Source organism: Oribacterium sp. oral taxon 108 str. F0425 (genome assembly GCF_000214455.1).
GTDB classification, from domain to species: Bacteria; Bacillota; Clostridia; order Lachnospirales; family Lachnospiraceae; genus Oribacterium; species Oribacterium asaccharolyticum.
The window spans coordinates 714,725-726,793 of record NZ_AFIH01000001.1 but is presented as its reverse complement, the minus strand read 5'-3'; the positions used below and the strand labels follow the sequence as shown (position 1 = coordinate 726,793).

Genomic DNA, 12,069 nt, shown 5'->3' with positions numbered 1-12,069 from the left:
GTTATGAAGAAGCTGAAGCGTTTCCCCATAACCCTGTGAATGATTCGATACTATTAATTTAAGTAGGACTTTGCATTGTCTTTGTTAATGAGAATGGCTTCGATGCCGTAGGTCTTGAATTCCTTACCTACTTCCGGCTTCTCACCGTTCTTAACAGCTTCTACGAGTAAGTCTAAGGACTTCGCGCCGATAGCCTTCGGATCCTGTGCAACGGTTGCTGTCATCTCGCCCTTATCTACAGCGGAAATGGCTTCCTTGTCACCGTCTGTACCGCAAACCAGGATATCTTTTCCCGCCTTCTTTACCGCTTCCGCAATACCGAGTGCCATAGTATCGTTACAAGCATAGAAAGCCTTCAAATCCGGATGTGCATTCATCATATTGGTTGCTACGTCAAATGCCTTTGTTCTGTCCCAGTCAGCAGGCTGGCTGTCTACCAACTTCATGCCTGCCTCTTCGAATGCGGCCTTGGCACCGTCTCTTCTCTGCTCACCGGAGATGGCTCCTGCCTTACCTTCGATGATGGCTACTTCACTGCCCTTTTCCAACTGTTTTGTCAGCTCTTCACCGGCCATCTTTCCTACAGCCTGGTTATCTGTAGCTACATAAGCGGATAAAGCGCCGCCAAGCTTGCCAAGAGCATCCGCATTGATCTTCTCGTCAATATCCACTACTACGATTCCGGCCTTGGTTGCCTGTGCAATGGCATTGTTCAGGTTTACATCGGAAATGGGAGCAACACCGATTGCCTTATATTTTCCGGAGGAAATGAAGTTCTCTAAAATGGTAACCTGTCCCTCAACATCATCCTCCGTATTTCCGGACTGAATGTCTACCGTAACGTTGAGCTTCTTTGCCTCATCCTCAATGCCGGCCTTCATGTCCTGCCAGAACTGGCTGGATTGTGTCTTCAAAACAATGGCATAAGCTTCGTCTCCGGATGCCGCTTCCTCAGCCTTCTCTGTCTCTCCGGCCTTCTCGCTTGCCTCCGCTGCTGCCTTTGTCTCTCCTGCAGCGGCTGTGGTCTCTGCAGTCTTCGCAGCACCGGCACCACAAGCGCTCAGTGCCATAGCGGCAGCTGCAACTAAAGCTACAATTTTACCTTTTCTCATAAATATCCTCCTTTTTGAGAAATCGTTTACTCTACAACGTAAAAAAAAATTATGTAGTCGTTTCTCCACCTTTTTACGTAATACACTGTATAATCTTTTCTCCGAATGATGTCAATCCTGTACAAAGATTTTCTCTTTTATGTTGAGTAATCGTTTGCGCAATTTAGGCAAAATCACAAAAGTGGCTTGTTTAGTCGCTTGATGCTCTTACCGACAAATATACGGGGAGATAAAAATGCGTACTCGATAGGGGCTCTCCCGTTAAGCGTCTGACCAGTGCATCTACGGCAAGCTCCGCCATTTTCCCTACATCCTGATGGACACTGGTAAGCCCCGGACCGGTAGTAAATGCCAAATCGCAATCGTCGAAGCCTACGATCTTGACCTCTTCGGGAACTTTTATATTTCCCTCTCTTAAAGCAGTATAAACTCCTGTCGCCAAAGTATCCGTAGTGCAGAACAAGCCGTCATAAAGAAAACCGTTTCGCATCTCCTCCCGAATCCGGGAATATGCGCTCTGAATCAGTGCATCTCCGATATCCAGCACATCCACCTTCTCTTCCGGGATGCCCGCTTCGGAAAGGGCTTTCAGAAAACCTTCTTTACGCGTATCCTGATTGCAATCATTGCTGTTTGTTCTGATGATAGCCAGCCTTTTACAGGAAGCGATACCCAGTTGCTTTCCGGCAAGATAGCCCCCTTTATAATTATCCGACTCTATCGTAATATCCTCTTTCTCTCCGCCCCTTGCCGGTCGATCCAAATAAACCGTCGGAAAACGGCGGAGGCTCTGATGATAACGTTTTGTTGAAATCATAATAAAGCCGCAGACATGCTGTGCTTTTAAGGAGTGCACATGCTCTTCTTCCAACGACAAGTTTTCATTGGTATTTCCTATGATGGAGGAATAACCGCGCTGAAACAGGCTGGTCTGAATGTTTAAAACCAGCTTTGCAAAATGAGGATTTGTAATATCCGGCACAATGATTCCCACTGTTTCCAGGTATTTTTTTCGAAGCCCTTTCGCCGTCTGATCTATCACATAGTTATTTTCTTCGATCAGTTTCTTGACACGGCTCTCTGTCTCCTTGGAATAGCGCCCATTATGGTTTAGGATTCTTGAAACCGTCGCCGTAGAAACTCCGGCCATTTTTGCGATATCTTTCATTGTCAAGGGGCGTTTTACACCGTTCATCTTCTGCTTCCTTTTTTGTATTGGCGATTTCCATGTTCCTTTTTTGTTTTATCTTTTTTCCATTTCCCGGTAACCGCTTCTTTCCGTACTCTACTGCCTGTTCTTTCCGTATTCTACTGCCTGTCCTTTCCGTATTCCTTTGCTGCATCTACCAATGCGCGGAAAAGCTTTTTCATATCTTCATCCTTCTCCTGAAGCATCTCCGGATGGAACTGTACTCCGATGCCGAAAGGATAATCCTTCAGCTCTATGGCTTCCACTACATCATCCAGGGCTCTCCCGGACACTTCCGCGGTATCGGGAATCCTGTTTAGGGCCTGATGGTGAAAACTGTTTACCTTGATTTCCTCTCTTCCGAGAATCCGGCTAAGCCTGGATTCCGGGGATAGCTTGACACTGTGTGTCGGAATACTCGGTCCATGTCCCTGAGAATGCTTCAGACTTTCCGTAGTTTTCTGAGACAAATCCTGAAACAGGCTTCCTCCTTCTGCCACATTCATTAACTGGCAACCGCGGCAAATTCCCAAAACCGGAAGAGAACGCTCCTTCACCAGCCGATAAAGAGTAAAATCAAACTGATCTCTTTCCGGGCAAATTTCTTCGAGCTTGGCGTGGGGCTCCTCCTGATAACGGAATGGAGAAATATCATGTCCTCCGGAGAAGATTACGCCGTCTACCAAGTCCAGACTCTCCTTCAAATTTTCTTCCGAATCCTCCAAGGGAAGCATCAGCGGAACAGCCCCCGCTGCAATAACGGACTGAATATAATCTCGATTTACATAGATCCTTTCATATCCCGCAAAGTCTCCTTCCCGATCCACCATGATGCTGGTAGAAATTCCGATAACAGGTTTCTTCATTTTTTCTTTCCTTTCCATTGACCGGCCTTACCGACCACTCTACAACCAGAACATTATGCCATAATGAAATCCATTTTAAAAGGAGCTTTGCACCGCAGAAAGTGATGCAAAGCTCCTTTGTTCACGATTTTTCTTCCTTATGACGGGAATGCCATAGGCACAATCAGTCTCGGAAGGAAGAGGAAAAGCTCCGGAAAAATGACACCGATTAAGATGATTCCCACTGTAAGACCGATGATGGGAAGAACACTCTTAAATGCTGCCGGAATGGAGATTTCTCCAATCTGTGAAGTAATCATCAGGCAAGATCCGTAAGGCGGGGTTACCATTCCCAGGGAAAGGGTCAGTACTACTACGAGTCCAAGATGGACATCATTGATATTGACCACTTTTCCAAGCTGCTGAATAATCGGCAGGAAAATAATGATAGCCGTAATCGGACTTAAGAAAGTACCGATGAAAAGCAGGAAGAGAATCAGCAATACATAAACTCCGATATAGGAGTTGGTAATGGACAAGATGGCATTCGCAATCATTTGCGGCGCATTCAGATACGCAATCAACCATCCCGTGATTCCCGCTGCGGAAACCGCAAACATACTTAAAGAGAAGTCCAGTGCCGTCTTCACGAAAATATTCGGCAATTCCTTAACGCTGTAAGTTTTATATACACCGAACATTAAAATCAAAGCATAGAAACAGGAAATCGCTGCCGATTCCGTTGCAGTAAAAAATCCGCTGCTGGTTCCTCCGAGGATGATTACCGGCAGTAAAATAACGGGAATACCGCCATAAAGGGCCTTCGCTCTCTGCTTCCAGGTATGCTTTGCTCCACGGGGATAATTGTACTTCACCGCTCTATAATAAGTATAGATACACTGCGCAATCGCAATCATAAATCCCGGAACAAAACCGGCGATAAACAACGCACCAATGGAGGTTCCGCTCATTGCACCATACACTACGAGCAGTACACTCGGCGGGATGATTACGCCCAGTGTGGAAGAGCAGGCCGTGATAGCAACGGAGAATCCCGGATCATAGCCGGCCTTCTTCATTGCAGGAATCAGCATGGATCCGATTCCTGCAGCATCCGCCTGTGCGGATCCGGAAAGGTGTCCGAAGAGCAAACTGATTAAAACGTTTACATGACCCAGTCCGCCGCGGATATGCCCCACGAAGGCATCGCAGATTTCAAAAAGCTTATCCGTAATGCCTCCCTTGTCCATAAGCTGAGCAAGGAACATAAAGAGCGGTACCGCAAGAAGCGAGAAGTTGTTAACCGAACTGTACATGTTGTTAATCGCACTGGTTAAAGGAATCTTCAGCATTACCATGACAATCATGGAAGAAAGGCCAAGCGCATAGGCAATGGGAATCTTAATCATTACCATAACCGTAAAGCTGAGCAAAAGGATGATCAGCAAGTTGTTATCCATGTATTGCCTCCTTCTTTCCGAAAAGACTCGCCATATGGCGGAAGTCTTCCGCTAAATTCAAAATCGTATACCACATCATAAAACATCCTGAAAGAGGAATGCAGGCGAAAAAGTAAGCCTGTGGAATATTCATGGACGGAGAAAGTCTCACGAGTCCCATAATGGTGTACTGATACCCGTAACGAATTAAAATGTAGAAAAATATAACGCCGGAAATGTCTCCTACAATATCCAAAAAACAGTTTGTTTTCGCAAATTTCTCCGGAAGAAATTCCAAGACATAGTGCTTTCTGTATCGAACCGCAATTGCACTTCCGAAAAATACAGCCCAGACAAAGAAAACCACGCTTAAATCATTTGCCCATACCATAGGTACTTTTAGGATATTTCTTCCTACAACCTGAAGGGAAATAATGACTACAAACACTGCTACAGACACTCCTCCGATGATTCTGGAAATCTTCTCCAGAAGGTCGGAGAACATCTTTATACCCTTAGATAGATTCATCCTTTTTCCTTTCCAGTAAGCTTCGATACTTCTAAAGCTACTATTACTTCTTCATTTCCTTCTGTACCAGCTCCAGTAAATCTTCACCCTTGCAGCCCTTTGCAATTTCAGGATAAAGCGGCTCTACCACTGCCTTAAACTCGCTTCTGTCCGGCTCACAAATCTTAACGCCGTTTTCCTTGGTAAGCTTATCAAGAAGAGTATCATCAGCCTCATCGGCTACCTTTGTTCCCAGCTCTGCAGCTTCCTTGGAAACCTCAAAGAGAAGTGTCTGGTATTCAGCCGGAAGCTTGTTCCAGGTGATCTCACTGCAAGTAATATGAGACGGTGTGAACTGGTGCGCAGTCTTAACATGGTAAGGAGCAACCTCATAAAGTGCATTGGAGTTGTAAGCTGCGAGCGTACACTCGAAAGCATTTACCGTATTGGTCTGCACGCCGGAATAAATATCGTTGAAGCTCATGGATGTCGGAATGGTTCCCAGGGCGGACCATACCATAGACTCCGTAGCGGAGGAAGTAACCCTCATCTTCAAGTTCTTTAAGTCTGCGAGCTTGTTGATTTCCTTATTGGTGTGTAAATCTCTCTGTCCACCGTTGGAAAGGCCGAGAAGCTTTAAGCCCAAGCTGTCATACTTTCCCTGAACGTACTTAAATACTTCTCCATCCTGAGAAAGAATACTCTCAAACTGGTCTCTGCTGTCAAAAAGGTACGGCATAGCCAGAATCTGATACTGAGAAACGAACGGAGCAGCATTCTGTGTTCCGCCGATTACCATATCCAAGGTTCCCAGTCTCATATCATCGAACATAGCCTCATCATTTCCAAGCTGTGCACCGGGTGCTACGGAAACTTCGATTGCTCCGTTGGAACGGTCGTTTAATTCCTTCGCCATGAAGTCTGCCATCTTTACCCAAGCATGGTCACCGGATACTACAGTACCGATTTTTAACTGGTACTCACCCTTTGCGTGAGCCTTAGTCTCTGCTGCCGCGGTGGTCTCTTCCTTCTTCTCGCCATCCTTCTCTTCTGCAGCCTTCGTCTCTGCTGCCTTAGTCTCTGCTGCCTTAGTCTCCGCAGCTTTCTGCTGATTTCCGCAGCCTGTAGCTGCAACCAGCATGCTTGCCGCCATTGTCACAAGTAAAGCTTTTCTAATCATCTTTTTCCCTCCTGAAAATGTTCTATCATTCAATGCCGCCACTATGGCAGGACACTAAATTTCTACTTGTTTTTTCGTTTTTAATCTTTCTCCACCGCAGCTCTTACTGCTTTTAAAAGTTCTTCCGGAGACTTCGGATCCGCTACGCAGCCCGGTGCCACAATCAGCCCCTTTCCTCCTGCCATCTCAATCGCCTCGTGAATATGCTTCTTGATATTCTCTACTGTCATCCCCTCTGTAGACATAATGCTGTCATACTGAAGCGCTGTTCCCACAATCGCAGGACCTTCCTTTAATCCGCCCATGAATACCTTGTTTGTCTTCTCACGGGCAGCCTTGAAATCCGGCTCAGTCTGTCTGTCATGCCAGTTCAAAATAGGAAGCGGATACTTTTCAAGGGTATCAAACATGATGTTCTTCCCGTGAATATGTACAACATTGAACCAGGTTTCCTTGTTGTAGGAAGAAATCACACGTAAATCGTAGGGCTTACAGAACTCGGCATATAAGGTATCGCTCAGCATATCGTAGTTTGCCAGCTGTGTTGCAAAGAAGAATCCGCTGACACCGGCCTCAATATTCGCCTTGACAAAGTTAATGGTCGTCTCGGTAATCACCTCCAAAGCATGGTGAACCTTGTCCGGGTGCTCCAGCATGTCGGAAAGCAGTCTTGCGCCGGCGAGCTTCTTCAAACTGGTTGCCGGGCTGAAAATCGTCTGCATATACGGTGTGTTCGGCTTAATCAATTTGGAAGTCCACTGCGCAATCTGTAAGGTTCTTCCCCAGCTTCCATGAGTCGGAGCCAATACTTCCAGCTTCTCATAGTCTTCCGGACAGGTAATCGCAGGCTCAATGATCTCAACCTCTTTGTAAGGGTCACAGAAAATCTTCAGCTTAGCGCCCCAGTCCGGTGTCATGTAAGCTCCGAACGGCATCATTTTAATGAAATCATAGTCATACTTTTCATTAAATGCCACCATGGCTTCGGCTAAAGATCTGGAATCCTGGTCATACTCGGACAAGTGCATCCAAACGCTCACAGGCACTCTGTCCGGCTGCTTTCCTTCCAAAACTGCACGTATTCTTTCCTCTCTGTTCATACCTTTTTTCCTCCTACAATCTATTCTCTTCTGTGAAAAACTTGATATTTATAGCAAATGTGTATACAATATGTATATACATTTAACTTGTAAATATATATTTAACTCGGGAGTATCCGACATGAAAAAACATCAGAACTTTAAACCGAACTATATGCAGATACAGGATTATATCCTCTATAAGATAGAGAGCGGGGAGTATCCCGTCGGCAGTAAAATTCCTTCCGAAGTAGAACTTGCGGAGATGTTTTCCGTATCAAGAATCACCGCCAACAAAGCAATCAAGGAACTCTCCATAATGGGAATACTGGAACGAACCAGAGGTCGCGGTACCTTCGTTAAAGATTTTTCCGAAGAAAAAACAATTCCAAGGCTTTCGTATCTGCCGTCAAGTTGGAGTTGAATGCGAAGAGACAGCACCAGCTTCTGCAGTTTAAGCTCATCAGCCCCTATCCCGAGCTTAGAGAAAGCTTCGGTTCAGACCAGGGCGATTCCTTCTACGAAATTATCCTTGCCAACAAGAGTGCTTCCGGCATTGAGTCTATCGATTACAGTTACATCCCCTGTTCCCTTGTTCCGGATATCCTTCCCAACCTGGATTCACTCTGCAACCATTTTATATTTAATTTTTTAAAAGAACAACCCATCGAACCGCCGAAATATTTAAAAATATTTGTTAATATTCCGGAGTACAGTTTTTTGGAGAGCGCCAAATCCTTTCTCGGAACGGAGCAAAACATCAACATCTGGAAAACCAATGTTTATGACCAAAACATGAAGATTCAGTCCTGTATTTACACCGCCTGTCCGGATTCTTCCGCAGAAACACCGCTCTTTACCTTCTTACTTTAATTGCACAGTTTTCCCATTGAACCGAAGCAATTTCCATTGAATCGAAGCAATTTCCGCGAAAAGAAACTGCTTCGGTTTTTTCATCTTAACGAATATTGCTCGTGAAGTATGCAGTATGAGATTCCCCGCTTTTAAAAAATGGCAGCTCGGCTCTTTAATTGTCCAGCATGATTTTTAAGATTTCCTTATCCGTCTCGCGCATTCCTTCTCTTCCAAGTCTTCCTACGCTTGCAATCATGTTCTCAACACCTGTTTTGACAATACCGTCTCCGCCGACAAACTGCTGTCCTTGACAGTACATCTCATATCCCATGATTCCGTTTTCTACGGCAAGTCCGATTTTAGCCGCACAGGAAGCCTTCGCTCCGTCACAAATCACTCCGGAAGCAATTGCCAGGCTGTTTACAAGGGTGTGCTCAATCTCATCCAAACGGCCGCCCTTCAAGTAGGTAATTCCGCAACCTGCCCCAACACCGGCATTGACCACACCGCAGTAGGCGCTAAGTCTTCCGATAGGCGTCTTCTGATGGATAGCCAGTAAGTTGGAAAGCACCAAGGCTCTGTACATCTTTTCCTTATCTATACCCAACTCTCTTGCGTAAACCACAACCGGTACGGATGCCGTAATTCCCTGATTTCCACTTCCGGAATTGATAATAACCGGTAATTCACAGCCATTCATTCTCGCATCACTTCCCGCAGCCGCCATAGCCCTTGCTTTCAGCTTAATGGCCGCTTCTCCGCCCTGTTCCAAAACGGACTTGTTGGAAGCGAGAAGTACACTGCCGATATTTGCACCGTAACTGTTCTTCAGTCCCTCTTCCGCAATCGCCATATTGTACTCAATCTGACGGGAAATCAAATGCTCAATATCCGCAATTTCTACGGAATCCGCAAAGTCCAGAATCCCCTCAACACTCATGAAGGATCTATCCGTAATGTTATTTGCCTTATTGTCTTTACTAATTTCCTTGGAAAGAATGACATCCTCTCCCTTTTGAATCAAAACGATATTGGTATGATTGTCCACGATTCTGACTCTGGCAGAGTCATTTCCCTTATATACGGTAATGTCGATATCAAAAATCAAGCCGGAATCCGCAAGATCCACCTTGATTTCCGTCGTCTTCATGTATTCCTTAATCTTCTCAATCTCTTCCGGTGTAACGGAAGCAATGACCTCGAGCTGCTTATCCGCCTTTCCGGCAACAATTCCTGCTGCAACAGCTGCATAAATTCCTCTCATATGGCCGGTATTCGGCACTACAACACTCTTTACATTCTTAATAATATTGCCGCTTGCCGCAAGGAAAACTCTCTCCGGAACATCCCCCAGCACTTCTCTTGCTTTTGCAGCCGCATAAGCAATGGCAATCGGCTCCGTACACCCCATTGCAGGGAGCAATTCCTCTTCCAGAACGCTCACATATTTCTGATACACATCATCTGTCCGAACCATATCCTTCTCCTTTACATAAACAGCCTGAATCATTCAGCTTTTTTGTCACTTTTATTTGTATTAAATTATATATACATATTTATATTGTGTCAATCATTCACAAGAGACAGTGCCATGATTTTTCTGACTTGTTATTTTTACCAAAAAAAGCGTCAATAATCGATAAGCTGTTATCCTTTTTCTCTCCACAAAAATCGAAATAATCGCGAAAAGTTCAAAGGCAAACCAACTAAAGCCTTACAAATACTTTGCATATCTACTAAAGAAACTCCTCAAATATCCAAGAGAAAATATTCCTGAGGAAGAATTGAAAAAACGATGCCTTCGTCGGAGGTATTACCGGATAGCTGTAGGAAGATTAAAAGCAGATAAGAAAAACCTGCCAGTCTGAGAGCCGGCAGATTTCGTTGGACAGACAGGTTATTTACCATTTACAAAAAACAGGGTAAGTGAGTTTGATTTTCATAAAACTCCAACGCCCTGTTTTTTAGCGAAAATCATTTAAAGTAAATCAAAGATTTCCGGTTTAAACTTCATAATAAAATTTTCCAGCGTATCCTTATCTGCCAAAGATGAGGCTCCTTGTTGTGTTGAAGAATAGGCTCCTGCACAGTTCGCAATCTCCAGTGCAAAATCAAGACTATAGCCTTTTAAGAGATATGCCACAAAGGCACTAATAAATGCATCCCCTGCTCCCGTGCTGTCCACAGAAGATACTGAAATTCCTTGAATGCTTTTTTCTCTATCCTTATTTACAAAATAACAGCCCAGCATACCCAAGGTGACTATCACGTTTTTCACTCCCTTTTTCAGGAAATATTGAGCCGCCTCCTTATAGTCTTTTGCTTCAGGAACTAATTCCATAATTTCACTTTTATTCGGTACAAGACAGTCTAATAGTGGCAATACTTCATCTGGAAAAGAGGAGCAGGCACTAGGCTTTAAAATAGTCTGTATTTTCCTCTTTTTGCACAAAAGACAGGCTTCAAATAAAGCTTCCGTTGAGACCTCTGTTTGCATAAGACAGTACTGAGCCTCTGCAAACAAAGCCTTATTTTTCTGAATATAAGCAGCATCTAGCAAAGCATTTGCACCTGATGCCACAGAAATCATAGAATCTCCATCTTTCTGAACAAAGATATAGGCTCTTCCTGTCTGGACATTTTTATCTCTTTCAATTCCACTACAGTCAATATGTTCTTTATGCAGTGTGGAATAAATCAGGTTCGAATCCGCATCTTCGCCCACTATGCCGATTGGAAGAGGTGTAATCCCCAGTCTTTTTAACCCAATAGACTGATTCAAGCATTTTCCTCCGGGATACTGTGAAGAATATCTTGTCGTAACGGTCTTCCCGCTTTCCGGCAAAGACGGGAAAATAAGATAATGATCTACGTTGATACTGCCTACAAGAACTACTTTCTGCGAATCCTCATTTACAGGGGCACCCATAGTATCCTGTTTTAATATAGAAAAATCATAAGAAAACTTCTCCTTTACAGATTCTCCATTTTCCACTCTACTAATCAGCTTCTGCATACAATATGAAGAAAAACGACGATGCGGAATTATATAGGCCGAGAGGTACGGGTTACGGTTTTCTCCCTCCTCGTCCCCTCGCAGACTAAGGAGTGATATTCGCTCGGGAATAGAATAAGAATGCTCTTCGCAAATTTTTTGTACTTCTTCTCCTTTTTTTGCAGAAATAGAAACAATCCCCGTAAATGCTAAGTCCTGCAAGAATTGTTTTTCCATTTCTTCTTTTGTGAAAGAGGAAAATTCCGTTTTGATTTTTAGCTCATGTTCTACCAAGGCTCTACAATAGCCATTATGAAATTTATGTCCATTCCTGCTCTCTTCTGTATAGCAGGCGATATGCCGATGTCCCAAGCCAATCAGCTCATTTGTGATAAAGTAAGCCATTTTCTCATAATCGAGCGGTTTAATATCCTGGCTACTCTCGACTATAAAAAAAGGAATTTTACTCTCTTCCAAAAGCTTCTTACTATCTTCATTGAGTGGAAGAATTGGTTCCCATAAAATACCATCTAATTTTCTTGCAATCAGTAAATTGATTTGACGCCTTTCTTCCTCATACGAAGAAAAGGAGCTTAAGACAAGACTGTGGTAGCCTTGTCTTTCTCCTTCTTCCAAATAGCCGATGACTTGCATAGGGTGGTCAAAACTTCTGAGTAGTACTGCCACCTGCAGACTTCGGCTTTCCAGTTCATCGACTTGCAAGGGCAAAAATCCGCATTCTTTTGCTAAATTTAAAATTCTCTCTTTCGTGGCAGGATTGATATTCTCATCTTTATGATGCATGATTTTAGAAATGGTGGATGAAGACACCCCCGCCAAACGAGCGAAATCTTTAACTTTCAAGCT

At 44.2% G+C, this 12,069-nt stretch carries 11 protein-coding genes; 2 read left to right on the top strand and 9 right to left on the bottom strand.

Annotation, left to right across the window (positions count from 1 at the left end):
• Positions 1 to 53: 53 nt before the first annotated feature.
• The 7 genes from alsB to HMPREF9124_RS03540 form a co-directional block, all read right to left on the bottom strand.
• On the bottom strand, positions 54 to 1,112 hold the full coding sequence (gene alsB / locus HMPREF9124_RS03570) for a D-allose transporter substrate-binding protein (protein ID WP_009429492.1): 1,059 nt from the start codon (positions 1,110 to 1,112) through the stop codon (positions 54 to 56).
• A gap of 190 nt (positions 1,113 to 1,302) precedes the next feature.
• Positions 1,303 to 2,307 (bottom strand): LacI family DNA-binding transcriptional regulator, encoded by a 1,005-nt coding sequence (locus tag HMPREF9124_RS03565; RefSeq protein ID WP_009428961.1) that lies wholly within the window; start codon positions 2,305 to 2,307, stop codon positions 1,303 to 1,305.
• A 113-nt stretch (positions 2,308 to 2,420) separates the two neighbouring features.
• The gene (locus HMPREF9124_RS03560) at positions 2,421 to 3,167 is read right to left on the bottom strand and encodes a gamma-glutamyl-gamma-aminobutyrate hydrolase family protein (RefSeq protein ID WP_036597620.1); all 747 of its coding nucleotides are present in this window, start codon (positions 3,165 to 3,167) and stop codon (positions 2,421 to 2,423) included.
• A gap of 137 nt (positions 3,168 to 3,304) precedes the next feature.
• Positions 3,305 to 4,606, bottom strand: a complete 1,302-nt coding sequence (locus HMPREF9124_RS03555) for a TRAP transporter large permease (RefSeq protein ID WP_009428922.1) — start codon at positions 4,604 to 4,606, stop codon at positions 3,305 to 3,307.
• Positions 4,599 to 5,114 carry a TRAP transporter small permease gene (locus tag HMPREF9124_RS03550; protein ID WP_009428216.1) on the bottom strand — a complete coding sequence of 172 codons (516 nt, stop codon included), beginning with the start codon at positions 5,112 to 5,114 and terminating at the stop codon, positions 4,599 to 4,601. Before HMPREF9124_RS03550 ends, HMPREF9124_RS03555 begins: the two co-directional genes overlap by 8 nt.
• 43 nt (positions 5,115 to 5,157) lie before the next feature.
• Positions 5,158 to 6,273, bottom strand: coding sequence for a TRAP transporter substrate-binding protein (locus HMPREF9124_RS03545; RefSeq protein ID WP_009427895.1), 1,116 nt, complete (start codon positions 6,271 to 6,273; stop codon positions 5,158 to 5,160).
• Between the two features lie 80 nt (positions 6,274 to 6,353).
• Positions 6,354 to 7,373 carry a uroporphyrinogen decarboxylase family protein gene (locus tag HMPREF9124_RS03540; protein WP_009429278.1) on the bottom strand — a complete coding sequence of 340 codons (1,020 nt, stop codon included), beginning with the start codon at positions 7,371 to 7,373 and terminating at the stop codon, positions 6,354 to 6,356.
• Between the two features lie 121 nt (positions 7,374 to 7,494).
• Between HMPREF9124_RS03540 and HMPREF9124_RS03535 the strand changes: the two genes are divergently transcribed.
• The gene (locus HMPREF9124_RS03535) at positions 7,495 to 7,776 is read left to right on the top strand and encodes a GntR family transcriptional regulator (RefSeq protein WP_009427842.1); all 282 of its coding nucleotides are present in this window, start codon (positions 7,495 to 7,497) and stop codon (positions 7,774 to 7,776) included.
• Positions 7,773 to 8,225, top strand: coding sequence for a conserved domain protein (locus tag HMPREF9124_RS03530; protein WP_009429441.1), 453 nt, complete (start codon positions 7,773 to 7,775; stop codon positions 8,223 to 8,225). Before HMPREF9124_RS03535 ends, HMPREF9124_RS03530 begins: the two co-directional genes overlap by 4 nt.
• Positions 8,226 to 8,379: 154 nt before the next feature.
• Here the strand turns inward: HMPREF9124_RS03530 and HMPREF9124_RS03525 are convergent, their stop codons facing one another.
• Positions 8,380 to 9,684 carry an L-cysteine desulfidase family protein gene (locus tag HMPREF9124_RS03525; protein ID WP_009537328.1) on the bottom strand — a complete coding sequence of 435 codons (1,305 nt, stop codon included), beginning with the start codon at positions 9,682 to 9,684 and terminating at the stop codon, positions 8,380 to 8,382.
• 501 nt (positions 9,685 to 10,185) lie between these two features.
• The gene (locus HMPREF9124_RS03520; protein ID WP_009429156.1) at positions 10,186 to 12,066 is read right to left on the bottom strand and encodes a PfkB family carbohydrate kinase; all 1,881 of its coding nucleotides are present in this window, start codon (positions 12,064 to 12,066) and stop codon (positions 10,186 to 10,188) included.
• Positions 12,067 to 12,069: the final 3 nt, after the last annotated feature.